The organism is Microbacterium sp. SORGH_AS_1204, from assembly GCF_030818935.1.
GTDB lineage: Bacteria > Actinomycetota > Actinomycetes > Actinomycetales > Microbacteriaceae > Microbacterium.
Map to the genome: position 1 here is coordinate 3539627 of NZ_JAUTBD010000001.1, position 18508 is coordinate 3558134.

Here is an 18508-nt window from a genome sequence, read left to right on the forward strand (position 1 = left end):
CCCGGCGACGCCCCGATGACCGAGGAGGCACCGTGACCAAAGAACTGCGACGCCTCAGCATCGTGATGCTGGCGATGTTCCTCGCGCTGTTCGCCTCGACGAGCGTCATCCAGGTGGTGCAGGCGGGCAACCTGACCAACACCACCGGCAACACCCGCGCCCTCTACGACTCGTACGAGGTGCAGCGCGGGTCGATCATCGCCAGCGGCACGGCCATCGCCTCGTCCGTTCCCTCCGACGACGTCTACAGCTGGCAGCGCCAGTACACGGATGCCGCCATGTGGGCGCCCGTGACCGGCTCTATGAACCCGGTGCTCGACTCCAAGACGCGCATCGAAGCGACCGAGAACGGTGTGCTCAGCGGCTCCGACAACGCCGACTACTTCTCGCGCATCGAGCGCGCGGCCACCGGCCAGTTGCCGCGCGGCGCCAACGTGGAGCTGTCGCTCGACGCGAACGTGCAGAAAGCCGCGTGGGACGCGCTCGGCGACCAGCAGGGCGCGGTCGTGGCGATCGAGCCGTCCACCGGCCGCATCCTGGCGATGGTGTCCACACCCAGCTTCGACACCAACGCCCTCGCCTCCCACGACACGGATGCCGTGAACGCGGCGTACGACCAGCTCGTCGCCGATCCGTCGAAGCCGCTCGACAACCGCGCGATCGAGGGGAACCTCAACCCTCCGGGCTCCACTTTCAAGCTCGTCGTGGCCTCCGCGGCGCTCGCGTCCGGCCGCTACACGCCCGACTCCTCATTCCCCAACGTGGCCGCGTACACGCTCCCCGAATCCACGAACGTCGTGAGCAACGCCGGCGGCGGCACGTGCGGCGGCGGTGACACCGTCACCATCGCCACCGCGCTGCGGCTGAGCTGCAACATCCCGTTCGCGGAGCTCGCCGTCGAACTCGGCGACGACGCCATCCGCGCGGAGGCCGAGAAGTACGGCTTCAACGCCCAGTTCTCGATTCCGCTGCAGTCCGCGGCATCCACCTACCCGGCCGCGCCCAACGCGCCGCAGACGGCGCTGAGCGGCTTCGGTCAGGGCGATGTGCGCGCGACGCCGCTGCAGATGGCGATGGTCTCGGCGGGCATCGCGAACGACGGCGTGGTGATGAATCCGCGGATGGTCGACCGGGTGATTCGGCCCGACCTCTCGGTCGCGAGCGAGGGCGCCAGCACCGAGTTCGGTCGGGCTCTCGAGCCCACGATCGCGGCACAGATGGTCACCATGATGACGGCGAACGTCCAGGACGGCGCGGCATCGAATGCAAGAATAGACGGGGTCCAGGTGGCGGGTAAGACCGGCACCGCGGAGAACGATTCCCGTCCCTACACTCTCTGGTTCACCGGCTTCGCGCCGGCGGAAGACCCCCGGGTCGCCGTCGCCGTGGTCGTCGAGAACGGCGGTGGCCAGGGGCAGAGCGGGAGCGGCAACGAGATCGCCGCCCCGATAGCGAAGAAGGTCATGGAGGCGGTGCTGGGTAAATGAGACCGACACAGGGTGTGACCTTCGGCGGACGGTACGAGCTCGATTCGCGAATCGCGATCGGCGGCATGGGCGAGGTCTGGGAAGCGACCGACCACGTCATCGGACGAACCGTCGCGATCAAGATCCTCAAAGACGAGTACATGGGCGACCCCGGCTTCCTCGAGCGCTTCCGCGCCGAAGCCCGGCACGCGGCCCTCGTCAACCACGAGGGGATCGCGAGCGTCTTCGACTACGGCGAAGAAGACGGCAGTGCCTTCCTCGTCATGGAGCTCGTGCCCGGTGAGGCGCTCTCCACGATCCTCGAGCGCGACGGCTCCCTGTCGACCGACAAGACCCTCGACATCGTCGCCCAGACGGCCGCGGCTCTCCAGGCCGCACACGCGGCCGGTCTCGTGCACCGCGACATCAAGCCGGGCAACCTGCTCATCACCCCTGACGGTCGCGTCAAGATCACCGATTTCGGTATCGCGCGCATCGCCGACCAGGTGCCGCTGACGGCCACCGGTCAGGTCATGGGGACCGTGCAGTACCTTTCGCCCGAGCAGGCATCGGGTCACCCGGCGTCGCCCGCGACCGACACGTACTCGCTCGGAATCGTCGCCTACGAGAGCCTCGCCGGCAAGCGCCCTTTCACGGGCGAGTCGCAGGTCGCCATCGCCATGGCCCAGATCAACGAGCAGCCCGCGCCGCTGCCTGCCACCGTGCCCGTGCCGGTGCAGAACCTCGTCATGGCCATGATCGCCAAGAAGCCGGAGGACCGCCCGGCGTCATCGGCCGCCGTCTCCCGCGCCGCCACGGCGTTGCGTCGCGGCGATCTGACGGCTGCCGCCGCAGCCGTCCCCGCGGTCGCCGCCGGAGCAGCAGTGACAGATGACGCCACCCAGCTGCTCACCGCCGGTCAGACGGCCGCCGCGACGCGTCTTATGCCCGCGCCCGCCGCGGCCGCCTCGTTGCTGACCGAGGAGCACGTCGAAGAAGATCCCGCGCCGCAGCAGAAGAAGCGGTCGCGCTGGACCTGGCCCCTCATCGCGCTCATCGCGCTGCTGGCCCTCGTCCTCGGTGTCACCCTCTTCAACCTGATCTCCAACCAGAACGAGCCCGACCCCGCCCCGACGACCCCCACGCCCACGGCGACGCCCACGCCGTCGCAGACCTCGGCCACGCCCACGCCCACGCCGACGTCACAGCGCGTCGAGGTGGCGTCGCTCGGGCTGCAGGGAAAGACCTGCGACGACGCCCGCGCCATCCTCGACGACAACAGGCTCGTCGCAGATTGCCAGCCGGGTAACGCCGCCACCAAGGCGTCCGATGTCGGGCTCATCTACGACGTGAACCCCACGGGTGACGTCGAAGTCGGAACCACGATCACCGTGAAGTACTACGGCGAACAGACGCCGCTCGAAACGCCCCGTACTCCCACCCTTCCGGGCTCGTCGGTCTCGGCCGGCAGCGAGGTCCAGGTGACGTGGCAGCAGTACACCTGCCCCTCCGGCACCGGATCGGTGACCTCGTACAACTTCACCGCGACGAACGGCACCTTCAACACCAACGGCCAGTCGACCGCGGCGTTCCCCCCCGAAGCCCGCAACGGGGCCCTCAAGGTCAGCAACTCGAGCGGTCAGACGCTGCGGGTGATCTACACGGTCAGCTGCTCCGGCATCCCCGACCGCCAGGCCGGGCCGTCGGGCGAGGCGTCGGCGTCGATCACGGGCGGCAATCCCACGCCTTCGCCCTCGCCCTCGCCGACGGCCACGCCCGCGTCCAACTAACCGACTTATCCTCACGCCAGGAGCTTCATTCGTGACCACTGAGACGCGCGTCCTCTCCGGGCGCTACCGCGTCGACGACCTCATCGGTCGCGGCGGGATGGCGAGCGTCTACCGCGGCTACGACCAGACGCTCGGTCGCACGGTGGCCATCAAGATCCTCCGGGCCGATCTCGCCGGAGACGCGGCGTTCCGCACGCGCTTCCGGCTCGAGGCGCAGGCGGCCTCGCGCATGGCGCATCCCACCATCGTGCGCGTGTTCGACGCGGGCGAAGACGCCGAGGCCGGCGTCGACGGCGTCGAGCGTCCCGTCCCCTACATCGTGATGGAGCTCGTTCACGGGCGCCTGCTGAAAGACGTCATCGCGCAGGGCAACGTGCCCACCGACGACGCTCTGCGCTACGTCGACGGCATCCTCGAAGCCCTCGAGTACTCGCACCGCGCGGGAGTGGTGCACCGCGACATCAAGCCCGGCAATGTCATGATCACCGACTCCGGCCGTGTGAAGGTCATGGATTTCGGCATCGCCCGTGCGGTGTCCGATTCGTCGTCGACGGTCGCCGAGACCACCGCGATCGTCGGCACCGCGGCGTACTTCTCGCCCGAGCAGGCCAAGGGTGAGTCGGTCGACGCCCGCGCCGACCTGTATTCCACCGGTGTCGTGTTGTACGAGCTCCTCACCGGGCGCCCGCCTTTCCGGGGAGACACCCCCGTCGCCGTCGCCTACCAGCACGTCAGCGAGGCACCGCTCCCGCCGAGTGAGATCAACGAGTCCATTCCGCGCGCACTGGATGCCATCGTGCTCCGCGCGCTGGCGAAAGATCCTTTCCAGCGCCCGCAGGATGCCGCCGGCTTCCGTGAGGCGCTCGATGAGACGATCGACGGAAAGGCGCCCACCAAACGTCAGATGTCGGCGCTGTCGAACGAGCTCTACGGGCCCAACCCTCGCCAAGCGGCCGAGACGGCCCGCTCCCTGCGCCAGCTCAGCACCGACACGACGATGCGCCGTACGCAGGCGGGTCCTCCGGTGGCCTGGATCTGGGCGGGCGTCAGCGTTCTAGCGGTCCTGCTGGTCGCCGTTCTCATCTGGGTGATGCAGATCCAACCGGCTGCCGAGGTCCCGTCCACGGCGCTTTCGGTCCCCAACGTCGTCGACATGTCGTACGACCGCGCCGTCGAGACGCTGACCGAACAGCAGCTGGTCACGGCACGCGTGAACGAGTCCGACGAGACCATCGCCGCCGGCAACGTGGTGAGCACCGTCCCCGAGGCGGGCACGAGCGTGGCGGCCGGCCAGAAGGTCACCCTCTACGTCTCGACGGGCCCCGACACCGCCACCGTGCCCACCCTCGAGGGGATCAACGAGAACGAGGCGCGCTCCGCCATCGAGGGAGCCGGCCTGTCGGTCGGATCACTGCGCCGGCAGAACGATCCCGCCCTGGCCGAGGGGACGGTGATCTCGGCCAACCTCGAGTCCGGGACCGCGGTCGCGAAGGGAACGACGGTCAATCTCGTCATCGCGAGCGGCAAGGTCGTGATCGTCGACTACACCGGGTACACGCTCCAAGCCGCGCAGCGCGAGCTGACGTCGGACGAGAAGCAGCTGACGGTCAAGACCGAAGAAGATCCCGGATGCCGCGCGGCTACGCCGCCCACAGTCGCCACCCAATCGCTGGCCCCGGGCGAGGTGCCCGTGCACAGCGAGATCACCCTGAAGGTGTGCTCGGGTTCTTGACCCCGCGTGGGTGAAGGCTGCGGCCGCGCTCGGCGGCACCGGCGAGGCCGGCGTCCTCGAGCCACCGACCGAGCAAGAGGTGTCCCCCTTCGGTGAGCACACTCTCGGGATGGAACTGCACGCCCTCGATCGGTGCGCTGCGATGCCGCAGCCCCATGACCACGCCGCCCTCGGTGTGCGCCGTGACCTCGAGCGCGTCGGGAAGGGATTCCGGCTCCACGGCGAGCGAGTGATATCGCGTCGCCACGAAGCCGTCGGGCAGATCGCAGAACACTCCCGCACCCTCATGGCGGATGACGCTGGTGATGCCGTGCAGCAGCTCCGGCGCGTGTCCGACCCTCGCTCCGAAGGCGGTGGCGATGGCCTGATGTCCGAGGCACACGCCGAGGACGGGCACGCCCTCCGTGTGCGCGGAGAGCACCACCTCGACGGAATGCCCGGCGTCGTCGGGGTGCCCGGGGCCCGGCGAGATGAGGATCGCATCGGCATCCCGAACGATCCGGTCCGGCAGCCCGGGTTCGTCAGCCCGTGTGAGAACGGTCTCGGCACCCAGATCGCGCAGGTATCCGGCGAGGGTGTGCACGAAGCTGTCGCGGTTGTCGACGACCGCGACGCGCCACGCCCTCACTCGACCGTGACCTCCTGGGGATAGACCATGTCGCTCACCCAGGGGAAGACGTAGAAGAAGAGTCCGTACAGCACCGCTGCGAGCAGCACGAGGACGATGAACAGGCGCACCCACCACGGACCGGGCAGGACTCGCCAGAGGGCTCCGTACATCAGGCGGCTCCGGTGGTGAGAGACAACGGGGGACCGGCGTCGGTGCGCGGCGTGAACGACTCGAAGACCCCGTAGGCGATCGCGCGCTCCGAGAATCCGTAACGGGGACTGCACGTGGTCATGGTGATGACACGGTCGGTCGCGTCGACCTGGGGCTGCTGCGGGAGCGGCAGCAGGACGTTCACGCCGTCGGGGCGCACGTACTCGAGGTTGCGGAAGCGGTAGGTGAACCAGCCCTCCTGCATCTCGATGACGACGGCGTCACCGACGCGCAGCGACGGAAGATCGGCGAACGGCGCGCCGTGGCTTCCACGGTGGCCGGCGATCGCGAAGTTGCCGACCGCGCCCGGCATCGCGGTGTCGGGGTAGTGCCCGAGACCGATCGGGTCGAGCGTACGTGAAGCGCTCACGCCGCCCGCGACGGTGAAGTGGTAATCGGGTCCGAGACGTGGGATGTAGACCACCCCGAACCGCTCCGCGTCCGCGGGCTGCGCGAGGGACGGGGGGTCGGCCGTGGGCGGCGCGGCAGGCTGACTGGGCGTGCCTTGGGTGGCCGACGCGCTGGGGACCGGCGGCACCGGGTCGGCCGCCCACTGCTCGCTCAGCTCTTTTCCCTGGTCTTTGAACTGCGCCCCGATGATCGCGTCGCCGATCCAGAGCTGCCAGACGACGAACAGCAGCACGAGCACACCGGCCGTGACGAGCAGGTCGCCGAAGACACCGATGATCGACACGCGTCGGCGCGGCGCGCGCGCCGGCACGGGTGTCGACGCGGCGCGCCGGTCACGACGAGTCTGCGGCTGCGTGTCGGTCTGCACGGGAGGAGTCTAGTTCCGAGGGTTCGGCGACACCTGAGCATTAGACTGTGGCGCATGGCTCGAACTGGCAAAGGCGACGACCCCGTCGCTGAACGCAACGACGGTAACTCGGCTCCGAACCCCGTGTGGTTCCTGCCCATCATGATCGGCCTCATGCTGATCGGCTTGGTCTGGGTGCTGGTCTTCTACCTCAGCAATTCCACGTTCCCGATTCCCGGCATCGGCGCCTGGAACCTGGTGATCGGCTTCGGCATCGCCTTCGTCGGCTTCCTCATGACGACCCGGTGGCGCTGACTTACACCCGTGTAATTCATCCCCACCTGTGGACGGGCTTGTGGATAACTCTCACGGAAAAGTGAGGGCAGGGATCGCGAGCAGTGCCATGAGCACCGCGCTCAGCGCGACCAACAGGCCGATCTGCAGCCCCCGCTGCGACGCCAGTCTGGTACGGGCGGAGATCAGACCGACCACGGCCCCGGTGACGAGGCCACCCAGGTGGGCCTGCCACGAGATCCCCACCGCGGTGAGGGATGCCACGAAGTCGCCCGACCCGATGGCGTTGATCGCGGCCAGCACGAACGGCCACGCGAAGTTGATGGCGATGAGGATGCCGATCACGCGGATGTCGGCCCCGATGTGCCGCCCGATGACGAGCAGCGCCCCGAACAGCGCGAAAATCGCACCGGATGCACCGACTGTCCAGACGCCGGGGGCGAGCAGGGTGACGGCGACGGAACCGCCGAGCGCACCCAGCAGATACAACGCGAGGAAGCGGCCCCGGCCGAGCATCGGCTCCAGGCTGCGTCCGATGAACCAGAGGGCGACCATGTTGAGGGCGACATGGAAGAACCCGTCGTGCACGAGCGCCACGGTCAGCAGACGCCACGGCTGAAAGGCTCCGGCCTGGGGGAGCAGGAAGTAGCTGTTGTAGGCCAGGAGGTTCGAGACGATGCGTCCGACCCCGGGGATCAGACCGATGATGTAGACGAGTCCGGTCACCGCGACGATGGTCAACGTGACCCGGGGACGGCCCGAGGCGACCACGGTCATGGAGCGGCCGGCCCAGCGTCGCTCCGCCTTCTTCTGTGCCGGTGTCTGCGCAGCCTGCTGCTGCGCCATGCACTCCGGGCAGATGACGCCGACGGCGGCGGGAGTGCGGCATTCCGAGCACACGGTACGCATGCACCGTTGGCACAGCACGAAGCTCTGCCGGTCGGGATGCCGGTAGCAGAAGTTGTCGCTGTTGCGACGGAACTCCTCAGTGGGGGACACCCGCCGCCGCCCGTGGGGTCAGACCGAGACGACGTCGACCGACTGGAGCACGACGGGCTCGATCGGGCGGTCGCCGGCAGCGGTGGGAACCGACGCGATCGCGTCGACGACGGCCTTGGACGCGTCGTCTGCGACCTCACCGAAGATCGTGTGCTTGCCCTGCAGCCACGGGGTGGGGTCGGTGGTGATGAAGAACTGCGAGCCGTTCGTTCCCTCGGCCTGACCGGTGATGGCGTTGCGACGGAGCCCGGCGTTGGCCATGGCCAGCTTGTAGGGCGCGGTGAAGTCGAGCTCAGGGCTGATCTCGTCGTTGAAGTTGTAACCGGGACCGCCGATGCCCTGACCGAGGGGGTCGCCTCCCTGAATCATGAAGTTCGGGATGATGCGGTGGAAGATGACGTCTTTGTACAGCGGACCCTCACCCTTGGCGCCAGTAGCCGGGTTCGTCCACTCCTGCGATCCATCGGAGAGCCCGATGAAATTGCGGACCGTCCGGGGAGCGTGGTCTCCGAACAGGTTGACGACGATGTCGCCGTGGTTGGTGTGCAGGGTCGCGACGGCAGTGTGGTTGGCCATGGGTACATTCTCTCAGAGTTATCTGCAAGGGTCGGCGGCGCCGGCGGGCCGTTCTGGCAAGATGAACGGACGTACATCCCATCGACAGGGAGGATGAGCCGTGGGCCTCAGCCGCAAGAGCAAGAAGGAACTGCGCAAGCTCCAGAAGCACGCCGCGAAGGTGTGGGAGTCGCAGCAGGTGCTGCTGGGCGAGAGCGGGAAGGTCGCTCGCGAAGCCGGCCACCAGCTCGGTCGCTTCAGCCGCGAAGATCTCGTCCCCGCCGTGCACGACGGCTACAGCAAGTACGCCGCGCCGTACGTCGACAAGGGCGTGAAGTACAGCAACCACTTCCTCAGCCACAAGGTCGTCCCGGCCGCCGGTGCGGTCGTCGGCGGCGCGCTGTCGGTGTGGGACGCCGCGGGCGACACCCGTGACCGCCTCGCCAAGGGCAAGGGCTTCGAGCTCGACACCCAGAAGTACGCCAAGCGCGCCGAGAAGTACGGCAAGCAGGCGTCGAAGCGTCTCGCTAAGAAGCTCCCGTCGCAGCACGACGGCATCGGTGCCGGTGGCGTGATCGCCATCGTCCTCGGCGTCGTGGCAGCCGCCGGTGTCGCCTACGCGGCGTGGCAGACGCTGCGGGCCGACGACGAGCTGTGGGTGGCCGACGACCCGCTGCGCGCGCCGGACGCGTGAGCGACCCCACCATCAGAGTCCGAGAGGCCGCGCGCGAGCGCGGCCTCTCTGTCGATGTGCGCGAGCGCCCCGCGGCGTCGAGCCTTGACGAGGCGGCGCAGGTGCTCGGCATCGCACCGGCATCCATCGTGAAGACCCTCGTGGTCAAGCGGTCTGACGACACGTACCTGTTCGCACTCGTGCCCGGTGATCGTGCGATCTCGTGGCCCAAGCTGCGCGCCGTGGTCGGCGTCAACAAGCTGCGCCTGCCCGAACCCGAGCTCGCTCTCGCGGCCACGGGATACGAGCGTGGCACCATCGTTCCGATCGGCAGTAAGACCGCCTGGCCCGTGTACGCCGACGAACGCATCGTGGGTACCAGGATCGCCATGGGCGCCGGCGCGCACGGCTACAGTCTCTTCGTCGACGCGGACGACCTGATCTCCGCCTATGACGCCGTCGTGGCGGACATCACCGCAGACCGCGCCTGACGGGCGTCACGGTCGCAGATCCGCCATGCGCAGGGCGATGTCGACGAGCTGCACACGACGCACCTTCCGCGCTGCCGGGAGGGTGAACCATTCGGCCCGGTCGGTCGACCCATCGGTCTCGTTGCGGAGGCGGCCGCCGACGATCCGCGCGCGGTAGACGATCCGCAGCGTGTGCAACGGTCCCGACGAGTCGTCGGAGAGACGCGCCTCGGCCGGGATGACCCGCGAATGGATGCCGAGCAGGTCACCGACCGTGACCCGAAACCCGGTCTCTTCCCGCACTTCACGACGGACGGCGTGGACGGGGTCTTCTCCCGCTTCGAGACCGCCTCCGGGGAGCGTCCAGGCGGCTCGCCGCCCGTCGATCCAGTGGGCGAGCAGCACGCGATCGTCGTCGTCGGTGATGACGGCGTACGCGGCCACCCGCATGTCCATGCCCAGACTCTAGCGAAGCCGTGCTCTCGCCGCCCCGGAGCGCATCGCACAGACGAGAAGAGCCGGCCCGAAGGCCGGCTCTTCTCGATGTTGTGGAGCCTAGGAGATTCGAACTCCTGACATCCTGCTTGCAAAGCAGGCGCTCTACCAGCTGAGCTAAGGCCCCGCGAGGGAAGGGGTGGGGCTACCAGGACTTGAACCTGGGACCTCTTCATTATCAGTGAAGCGCTCTAACCGCCTGAGCTATAGCCCCGTCTCGCTGACGTGATGTCAACCTCGAAGACTTTACCGGAATCCTGAGGTTTTCACGAATCGAGGTCAGTTGGAGGTGAAACCGACCAGCAGGCCGCCCGTCACCTTGACCGCGAGGTTGTAGATCCCGGCCATCACGGCACCGAGAACGGTGACCACGACGAGGTTCAGGATCGCGATGATCGCCGCGAACGCCATGACCTGCGGCAGGCCGACGTACTGCGACAGGGTGGCGCTTCCGTCGGTGAAGCTCGTGAAGAACTCGTCCAGACGGGGCAGCAGTGTCGCCGCGACCACCAGATACAGAAGGAAGTACGACACGACCGTGACGATGGCCAGGGCCACGGCCGCCAGGAACGACAGCTTCACGGCCGACCAGAAGTCGATGTAGACCAGGCGCAGTCGCACCTGCTTGGCCGGGGTCTTGTGCGTCGACTTCTTCGCCAGCTTGTCAGCTACCGTGCTCATGCGTCAGTACTTTCCTCGGTGGTCTCGGGGGCGGAGTCATCGGCCTCGACCGCGGGGGATGCGGTGGGCTCCGTGGTCGTCTCCGTCGTCTCGGCCAGGTTCCGCTCGGCGTTGCGGGCAATCGCGATGATGCGATCGTCGCCACCGGCGCGGGCGAATACGACACCCATCGTGTCTCGTCCCTTGGCGGGCACCTCGGCCACGGAGGAGCGTACCACCTTGCCACTGGCAAGAACCACGAGAACCTCGTCGCCCTCCGACACCATCATTCCGCCGGCGAGGACACCGCGATCCTCGGTCAGCCGGGCCACCTTGATGCCCAGTCCGCCGCGGTTCTGCATGCGGTATTCGGTGACGGCGGTCCGCTTGGCGTAGCCGCCCTCGGTCACGACGAAGACGAATTCGTCATCCTTGGCGACGGATGCCGAGAGCAGGCTGTCTCCCTCGCGGAAATCCATGCCCTTCACTCCCGACGTGGATCGGCCCATCGGTCGCAGCGCGCTGTCGGTGGCGGAGAAGCGCAGCGACATGCCGAGACGACTGATCAGGAGGATGTCATCGCCCTCGTCCACGAGGAGCGCGCTCACCAGTTCGTCGGCGGCGCCCGGCTCGCTCTCGTCGCCGTCGTCCGCCGCCTGACCACGGAGCTTGATGGCGATGACGCCGCCCTGCCGGTTGGTGTCGTACTCGGAGAGGCGCGTCTTCTTCACCAGACCGCCACGGGTGGCGAGCACGAGGTACGTCGATACGCCGTAGTCGCGGATGTCGAGGATCTGCGCGATCTCCTCATCGGGCTGGAGCGCAAGGAGGTTGGCGACGTGCTGGCCCTTCGCATCGCGCCCCGCCTCGGGGACCTCATAGGCCTTCGAGCGGTAGACCCGACCCTTGTTCGTGAAGAACAGCAGCCAGTGGTGCGTGGTGGTGACGAAGAAGTGCTCCACGACGTCGTCGGCGCGCAGCTGCGCACCCTTCACGCCCTTGCCGCCGCGGTGCTGCGAGCGGTAGTTGTCGCTGCGCGTGCGCTTGATGTAACCGTCGCGGGTGACCGTGACGACCATCTCCTCCTCGGCGATGAGGTCTTCGATCGAGACGTCGCCGTCGAAGCCGTGCAGGATCTCAGTGCGGCGGTCGTCGCCGAAGCGGTCGGTGATCGCCGTGAGCTCGTCGCGGATGATGGTGCGCTGGCGGCCGGGGGTGGCCAGGATGTCGTTGTAGTCGGCGATGCGGGCTTCGAGCTCGGTCGCCTCGTCGACGATCTTCTGCCGCTCGAGCGCCGCGAGACGGCGCAGCTGCATGTCGAGGATGGCCTGCGCCTGGATGTCGTCGATGTCGAGGAGCTTCTGCAGACCCTCGTTGGCATCCTGAGCCGTCGGCGACCGGCGGATGAGCGCGATGACCTCATCGAGGGCGTCGAGCGCCTTGAGGTAGCCGCGCAGGATGTGCATGCGCTCTTCGGCCTTGCGCAGGCGATACCGCGTGCGGCGGACGATGACCTCGATCTGGTGATCGATCCACAGGCTGATGAAGCCGTCGAGCGACAGCGTGCGCGGAACGCCGTCGACGATCGCCAGCATGTTGGCGCCGAAGTTCTCTTGCAGCTGCGTGTGCTTGTAGAGGTTGTTCAGCACGACCTTCGCCACCGCGTCGCGCTTGAGCACGACGACGAGACGCTGACCGGTGCGACCGGAGCTTTCGTCGCGGATGTCGGCGACGCCCGTGATCTTGCCCTCGCGGGCCAGATCGCCAATCTTGACCGCGACGTTGTCGGGGTTCACCTGATACGGCAGCTCGGTGATCACCAGGCACGTTCGACCCTGAATCTCCTCGATGTTGACCACGGCGCGCATCGTGATCGAGCCGCGACCGGTGCGATAGGCGTCTTTGATGCCGCGGGTGCCGAGGATCTGCGCGCGCGTGGGGAAATCGGGGCCGGGGATGCGCTCCATGAGCGCTTCGAGCAGCTCCTCCCGCGTGGCATCCGGGTTCTCGAGTGCCCATAGGGCGCCGGCCGAGACCTCCCGCAGGTTGTGCGGCGGGATGTTGGTCGCCATACCGACGGCGATTCCGACCGAACCGTTGACGAGCAGGTTGGGGAACCGCGACGGCAGGACCGTGGGCTCCTGCGTCTGCCCGTCGTAGTTGTCTTGGAAGTCGACGGTCTCTTCTTCGATGTCGCGCACCATCTCGAGCGCGAGCGGAGCCATCTTGGTCTCGGTGTAGCGAGGCGCGGCGGCTCCCTGGTTGCCGGGAGAGCCGAAGTTGCCCTGGCCAAGCGCCAGCGGGTAACGCAGCGACCATGGCTGCACGAGGCGCACGAGGGCGTCGTAGATGGGAGCGTCACCGTGCGGGTGGTAGTGCCCCATGACCTCGCCCACGACGCGCGCGCACTTCGAGAACGACTTGTCGGGGCGGAAGCCGCCGTCGTACATGCCGTAGATGACGCGGCGGTGCACCGGCTTGAGGCCGTCGCGTACGTCGGGCAGGGCGCGCCCGACGATCACGCTCATCGCGTAGTCGAGGTAGCTCCGCTGCATCTCGAGCTGCAGGTCGACCTGGTCGATCTTGCCGTGGTCGTGCGCCGGCTCGCCGCGGACGTCGTCGGGTTCGATCGTGCTGTCGTCAGCCATGTGTTCTCAGTTTCGTAGTGCGTCGTCGTTCGTCGTCGCCGTTGGGCGACGGAATCAGATGTCGAGGAAGCGGACGTCTTTGGCGTTGCGCTGGATGAACGTGCGACGCGATTCGACGTCTTCTCCCATGAGCACGGAGAAGATCTCGTCGGCCGCGGCCGCGTCGTCGATGGTCACCTGCTTCAACGTGCGCGTCTGCGGGTCCATCGTGGTCTCCCACAGCTCGTGGTCGTTCATCTCGCCGAGACCCTTGTAGCGCTGGATGCCGTTGTCTTTCGGGATGCGACGACCCGACGCCTGACCGTCGACGAGCAGCGCATCGCGCTCTCGGTCGCTGTAGGCGTACTCGTGGGGATGGTTCGACCACTTCAGGCGGTACAGCGGGGGCTGCGCAAGATAGACGAAGCCGGCTTCGATGAGTCCGCGCATGTAGCGGAACAGCAGCGTGAGCAGCAGCGTCGTGATGTGCTGGCCGTCGACATCGGCATCGGCCATCAGAACGATCTTGTGGTATCTGGCCTTGGCCATGTCGAAGTCTTCGCCGATGCCCGTGCCGAAGGCCTGGATCATCGCCTGCACTTCTTTGTTGCCCAGCGCGCGGTCGAGGCGCGCACGCTCGACGTTGAGGATCTTGCCGCGCAAGGCCAGGATCGCCTGGGTGTGCGGGTCACGCCCCTGCACGGCGGAACCGCCGGCCGAGTCACCCTCGACGAGGAAGATCTCGCTGATCGAGGGGTCTTTCGACGTGCAGTCCTTCAGCTTGTCGGGCATGGCCGCCGACTCGAAGACGCTCTTGCGGCGGGCGGTCTCGCGCGCCTTGCGGGCGGCCAGACGAGCGGTCGCGGCGTCGATCGCCTTCCGAATGATGTTCTTGGCCTGGCCCGGGTTGCGGTCGAACCAATCGCCGAGCTTGTCGCCGACGACCTTCTGCACGAATGCGCGGGCCTCGGTGTTGCCCAGTTTCGTCTTGGTCTGTCCCTCGAACTGCGGCTCCGAGAGCTTGACGGAGATGACCGCGGTGAGACCCTCGCGGATGTCATCACCGGTGAGGTTGTCGTCTTTCTCTTTGAGGAGGTTGTTCGCCCGCGCGTAGCGGTTGACGAGCGTCGTCAGCGCGGCGCGGAAGCCCTCTTCGTGCGTTCCGCCCTCGTGCGTGTTGATCGTGTTGGCGTAGGTGAAGACGTTCTCGGTGTATGCCGTCGTCCACTGCATCGCCAGCTCGAGCGCGATCTTGCGCTCGGTGTCCTCCGACTCGACCTCGATGATCTCGTCGTTGACGACGTCGGCCTTGCGCACGCGATTGAGGTGCTCGACGTAGTCGACCAGCCCGCGCTCGTACAGGAACGAATCGTGGCGGGCCTCGGTGACCTCTTCGCCGGGCTCGCCCTCGGTCACGACCGACTGCGGACGCTCGTCGCGAAGGCTGAGGCGCAGCCCCTTGTTGAGGAAGGCCATCTGCTGGAAGCGCGTGCGCAGTGTGTCGTAGTCGAAGTCGATCGTGTCGAAGATGGTGGCATCCGGCCAGAACGTGATCGACGTTCCCGTCTTCTCGCTCGCCTCGCCCTTCTCGAGCGGAGCGAGCGGCACGCCGCCGTTGCGGAACGACTGGCGCCACACATGCCCCTGGCGCTGCACCTCGACCTCGAGTCGGGTCGACAGAGCGTTCACGACCGACGAGCCCACGCCGTGCAGACCACCCGAGACCGCGTAACCGCCGCCGCCGAACTTGCCTCCGGCGTGCAACACGGTGAGCACGACCTCGACGGTCGACTTGCCCTCGGTGCGGTGCATGTCGACGGGGATGCCACGGCCGTTGTCGATCACGCGGACGGCGCCGTCGCTGAGGATCGTGACGTCGATCGTGTCGCAATAGCCGGCGAGGGCCTCGTCGACGGAGTTGTCGACGATCTCTTGAACGAGGTGGTGCAGACCGCGCTCACCGGTCGAGCCGATGTACATGCCGGGGCGCTTGCGGACGGCCTCGAGCCCCTCGAGCACCTGGATGGCGTCTGCCCCGTACTCGTTGGGAACCTTCGCGGAGGAGTTCGCTTCGGGTTCCTCGGAAACGCTGTCGGGGTTTTCGGACGTCATGAGTACGTGCGCTCCAGAATCGGTTCGTCGGAACCTCCATCTTATCGCGCCGGGCCTCTCGAGACGGTGTGTGCGGCTCAATGCGGGGAGAAATCGCGCCGTACCGTGACCGACCGTGTCCTAGCCGTAGGTATCGCGCGGACCACGGCCTGGAACGGCTCTGGGCCCCCATTTCCAAGAGGGGACGTCGGGTCCGACGAAGCGGATGGCCTCCACCCCCGCTTCGGGGAATCGTCTGATGATCTCCGACAGGATGTGAGCCCTCATGAGCTGCAGCTGCTTGGCCCATGCCGTCGAGTCGGCCTGAACGGTGAGGACGCCGGCATCCAGGGCCACCGGTCGGGTGTGGGCGGCCGTGTCGGACCCCGCCACCTCGTCCCACGTGCGCACGAGGTCTTCCCGCGACAGCTGAGGCTCCCACCCGGCGGACTGCGTGAGGGCCGAGAGCACGTCGCCGAGTCCGCGCGGGTCGCGGCCGGGGCTGAAGGGGGCGTTGTCACCGTCGTCTGTGCGCCGACGACGCTTCTTCTTCCGATACGGCGACGGCTCGAGACCCCGCAGGCGCAGATAGGTCGACATCGTCTCGGGGAGCTCCGGTTCGTCAGTCATCGTGCGGCTCCTCGATGCGCCCCGCCTCGACCCTCACGACGTGTGCACGCAACGCGTCGGGCACGTCTTCTTCGACCGCGGAGGTCACGATGACCTGCTCGTACCCTCCCGCGAGCTCCGCGAGCCGTGCTCGCCGGCCGGCGTCGAGCTCGGCGAAGACGTCGTCGAGGATGAGCACGGGATCACCCAGCCGCGATTCGGCGCGCAAAAGCTCTGCGGATGCCAGCCGCAGGGCCAGTGCGACGGACCACGATTCCCCGTGCGACGCGTACCCCTTCACCGGCAGACCGCGCACCTCGAGAACGAGGTCGTCGCGGTGCGGGCCGACCAGCGTCAACCCGCGCTCGAGCTCCGCCGAGCGTCGGGCGGCGAGTGCCGCGCGGAACTGCTCGGACAGGGGCGCCGACGAACGCCCCGCGGCCGCGGAATCCCCTTCTTCGGGATCTCCACCCCCCACCGACATCGCCCAGGACAACCGTGGTTCGTGATCGGCGCCCGCGATGGCGGCGTAGGCGCGCGCGACGGGCAGGGAGAGATCGGATGCCAACGCCAGCCGCGCCTCGATTACCTCTGTACCGAGGGTGATGAGCTTGTCGTCCCACACGTCGAGAGTGCTGAGCGCGTCCCCTCGCAGCCCTCGGGCCCGGGCCGACTTCAACAGCGCACTGCGTTGACGCAGGACGCGGTCGTAGTCCCCCAGCACGGCAGCCATGCGGGGCGTGCGCTGCACGATCAGCTGATCGGCGAAGCGGCGACGGGCAGAGGGGTCGCCGCGAACGATCTGCAGGTCCTCCGGGGCGAACAGCACGACCTGTGCGTATCGCGGGAGCTCGGATGTGCGCACGTTCACCCCGTTGACCCGGGCCTTGTTCGCACCTTGGCGGTTGAGTTGCAGTTCGAGCAACACGCTGCGCTCACCGTGGGCGAGCCGCGCGCGGACGATCGCGGCATCCGTTCCGTCGCGGACCAGCGGCGCATCGCTGGAGACCCGGTGCGATCCGAGCGTGGCCAGGTAGGCCACCGCTTCGACGAGGTTGGTTTTGCCCTGACCGTTGCGTCCGACGAAGACGTTGGCACCTGCGGAGAGCGAGACGTCGGCGCCCGCGTAATTGCGGAAGTCCTTCAGTCCGAGCTGCTCCACGATCACCGAGTCAGACTACCCGGCACCTCCGACACGGCGGCCGGACGACGACTCAGCGCAGGAGCAGGTTGGGCTGCAGCAGGTACTTGAACGAGCCTTCGCCGCCCTTGTCGACCGAGGTCTGCGGCGTCACCAGCACGGGGCTGAGCTTGTTCGCGTTGTCGCTCGAGGTGAAGGTGATGCGCGTGAACTCGCTGCGCACCGCTCCGAGCGATTCGAGCAGATACTGCGGGTTGAGCCCGAGGGTCACCTCATCGCCCACGAGCGTCGCATCGACGGATTCCGTCGCGCGCGCCTGCTCCGTACCGGAGGCGTCCATCGAGACGCCGTCGGGGCCGAAGGTGAACCGCAGCGGAGCCGAGCGATCGAGCACGAGCGCGACGCGGCGCACGGCTTCGGCGAGTTCGGCGGTGTTCACGACGCTGTGGTGCTCGGTCTGAGCGGGGAACAGTCGACGCACCGGCGGGAAATTTCCCTTGATGAGCAGCGACGTGACCGTCTTGTTGCCCGACGAGAAGGCGATGATCTCGCGGTCGCCCGAACCGGAGAAGGCGATGGAGATGTCGCCGCCGTGCGCAAAGGTCTTGCCGACCTCCTGCAGGGTGCGAGCGGGGACGAGGGCCGATGTGGGCTCATCGGATGCCGCAGCCCCACCATCCCACGGGATCTCGCGCAGTGCGACGCGGTAGCGGTCAGTGGCGACGAGGCTGAGCTGGGTGCCGGTGACTTCGAGCTGCACACCGGTGAGGACGGGCGTGACGTCGTCACGGGAGGCTGCGAAGGCCACCTGCGCGATCGCGGTGGCGAACTCGTCGGCGGGGACGAGACCGGACTCCCCCGTCACCTCGGGGATGGCCGGGTATTCCTGCACGGGCATGGAGGCCAGGGTGAATCGTGCGGAACCGCACGTGAGCAGGATGCCGCCATCATCGTCCACCGCGATCTGGATGGGCGCATTCGGCAGCCGGCTGGCGATGTCGCTGAGGAGTCGGCCGTGGACGAGGATCGTGCCCGGCTCGTCGACCGTCGCTTCGATCGTGGTGCGGGCGGACGCCTCGTAGTCGAAGGCGGCGAGGGTGAGGCCCTGTTCTCCGGCTTCGATCAGTACACCGGCCAGGATCGGCTGCGGGTTGCGCTGGGGCAGGAGCTTGACCACGAACGAGACGGCTTCGCTGAACACATCGCGATTGACGTGGAACTTCACGGGTGCTCCCTTGACGGCGGGTATGGCTTACCCATGCTAGTGCCCCCTTCGGAGCGGGCACGTCGAGCGCTGCCGGCACGGCAAGGTCATCGAATCTCCCTTAA

The 18508-nt window shown here is 67.6% G+C and carries 18 protein-coding genes and 2 tRNA genes; 6 read left to right on the plus strand and 14 right to left on the minus strand.

Translation table 11 applies throughout. From position 1 onward, the window contains the following. Nucleotides 1-32: 32 nt before the first annotated feature. From QE410_RS16340 to pknB, 3 genes are read left to right on the plus strand one after another with little or no spacing between them, the layout of a single operon-like run. Nucleotides 33-1487: a penicillin-binding protein 2 gene (locus tag QE410_RS16340; protein ID WP_307333949.1), complete on the plus strand. Its 1455-nt coding sequence runs from the start codon at nt 33-35 to the stop codon at nt 1485-1487. Continuing rightward, on the plus strand, nt 1484-3256 hold the full coding sequence (locus QE410_RS16345; protein ID WP_307333951.1) for a serine/threonine-protein kinase: 1773 nt from the start codon (nt 1484-1486) through the stop codon (nt 3254-3256). The genes QE410_RS16340 and QE410_RS16345 overlap by 4 nt, the downstream gene beginning before the upstream one ends. 31 nt (nt 3257-3287) lie before the next feature. Next, complete coding sequence (gene pknB, locus QE410_RS16350) at nt 3288-4988, plus strand: Stk1 family PASTA domain-containing Ser/Thr kinase (protein ID WP_307333953.1); 1701 nt, start codon at nt 3288-3290, stop codon at nt 4986-4988. On the opposite strand, the gene QE410_RS16355 is transcribed toward pknB, so the two are convergent. From QE410_RS16355 to QE410_RS16365, 3 genes are read right to left on the minus strand one after another with little or no spacing between them, the layout of a single operon-like run. After that, nucleotides 4960-5616, minus strand: coding sequence for an aminodeoxychorismate/anthranilate synthase component II (locus tag QE410_RS16355; protein ID WP_307333955.1), 657 nt, complete (start codon nt 5614-5616; stop codon nt 4960-4962). The genes pknB and QE410_RS16355 overlap by 29 nt on opposite strands. After that, entirely contained in the window at nt 5613-5768 is a 156-nt protein-coding gene (locus QE410_RS16360; RefSeq protein ID WP_307333957.1) for a hypothetical protein, read from the minus strand. The genes QE410_RS16355 and QE410_RS16360 overlap by 4 nt, the downstream gene beginning before the upstream one ends. Continuing rightward, nucleotides 5768-6586, minus strand: coding sequence for a class E sortase (locus QE410_RS16365; protein WP_307333959.1), 819 nt, complete (start codon nt 6584-6586; stop codon nt 5768-5770). Before QE410_RS16365 ends, QE410_RS16360 begins: the two co-directional genes overlap by 1 nt. 54 nt (nt 6587-6640) lie before the next feature. Between QE410_RS16365 and QE410_RS16370 the strand changes: the two genes are divergently transcribed. Further along, a complete protein-coding gene (locus QE410_RS16370) occupies nt 6641-6880 on the plus strand; it encodes a cell division protein CrgA (protein ID WP_307333961.1) in 240 nt (79 codons plus the stop codon). Between the two features lie 51 nt (nt 6881-6931). Here QE410_RS16370 and QE410_RS16375 read toward each other — a convergent pair whose 3' ends face one another. After that, nucleotides 6932-7858, minus strand: a complete 927-nt coding sequence (locus tag QE410_RS16375; RefSeq protein ID WP_307333963.1) for a rhomboid family intramembrane serine protease — start codon at nt 7856-7858, stop codon at nt 6932-6934. 18 nt (nt 7859-7876) lie between these two features. Next, nucleotides 7877-8434, minus strand: a complete 558-nt coding sequence (locus tag QE410_RS16380; RefSeq protein WP_307333965.1) for a peptidylprolyl isomerase — start codon at nt 8432-8434, stop codon at nt 7877-7879. Between the two features lie 100 nt (nt 8435-8534). Here QE410_RS16380 and QE410_RS16385 point away from each other — a divergent pair, with 100 nt between their 5' ends. Together QE410_RS16385 and QE410_RS16390 are read left to right on the plus strand one after the other, a co-directional pair. After that, entirely contained in the window at nt 8535-9107 is a 573-nt protein-coding gene (locus QE410_RS16385) for a DNA helicase (protein ID WP_307333967.1), read from the plus strand. Then, nucleotides 9104-9577 carry an aminoacyl-tRNA deacylase gene (locus tag QE410_RS16390; protein ID WP_307333969.1) on the plus strand — a complete coding sequence of 158 codons (474 nt, stop codon included), beginning with the start codon at nt 9104-9106 and terminating at the stop codon, nt 9575-9577. Before QE410_RS16385 ends, QE410_RS16390 begins: the two co-directional genes overlap by 4 nt. Nucleotides 9578-9583: 6 nt before the next feature. Here QE410_RS16390 and QE410_RS16395 read toward each other — a convergent pair whose 3' ends face one another. The 9 genes from QE410_RS16395 to dnaN form a co-directional block, all read right to left on the minus strand. Continuing rightward, nucleotides 9584-10012, minus strand: coding sequence for an NUDIX hydrolase (locus tag QE410_RS16395; RefSeq protein ID WP_307333971.1), 429 nt, complete (start codon nt 10010-10012; stop codon nt 9584-9586). A gap of 93 nt (nt 10013-10105) precedes the next feature. Next, a tRNA-Ala gene (locus QE410_RS16400) sits at nt 10106-10178 on the minus strand. A 13-nt stretch (nt 10179-10191) separates the two neighbouring features. Further along, nucleotides 10192-10265, minus strand: a tRNA-Ile gene (locus QE410_RS16405). 65 nt (nt 10266-10330) lie between these two features. Continuing rightward, entirely contained in the window at nt 10331-10732 is a 402-nt protein-coding gene (locus tag QE410_RS16410) for a DUF3566 domain-containing protein (RefSeq protein WP_307333972.1), read from the minus strand. Further along, nucleotides 10729-13359, minus strand: a complete 2631-nt coding sequence (gene gyrA, locus QE410_RS16415; protein WP_307333974.1) for a DNA gyrase subunit A — start codon at nt 13357-13359, stop codon at nt 10729-10731. The genes QE410_RS16410 and gyrA overlap by 4 nt, the downstream gene beginning before the upstream one ends. 54 nt (nt 13360-13413) lie before the next feature. Then, a complete protein-coding gene (gene gyrB, locus QE410_RS16420; protein WP_307333976.1) occupies nt 13414-15450 on the minus strand; it encodes a DNA topoisomerase (ATP-hydrolyzing) subunit B in 2037 nt (678 codons plus the stop codon). A 120-nt stretch (nt 15451-15570) separates the two neighbouring features. Next, on the minus strand, nt 15571-16059 hold the full coding sequence (locus QE410_RS16425; protein WP_307333978.1) for a DUF721 domain-containing protein: 489 nt from the start codon (nt 16057-16059) through the stop codon (nt 15571-15573). Further along, nucleotides 16052-17206 carry a DNA replication/repair protein RecF gene (recF, locus tag QE410_RS16430; protein ID WP_307333980.1) on the minus strand — a complete coding sequence of 385 codons (1155 nt, stop codon included), beginning with the start codon at nt 17204-17206 and terminating at the stop codon, nt 16052-16054. Before recF ends, QE410_RS16425 begins: the two co-directional genes overlap by 8 nt. A 46-nt stretch (nt 17207-17252) precedes the next feature. After that, nucleotides 17253-18404, minus strand: coding sequence for a DNA polymerase III subunit beta (gene dnaN / locus QE410_RS16435; RefSeq protein ID WP_154923817.1), 1152 nt, complete (start codon nt 18402-18404; stop codon nt 17253-17255). Nucleotides 18405-18508: the final 104 nt, after the last annotated feature.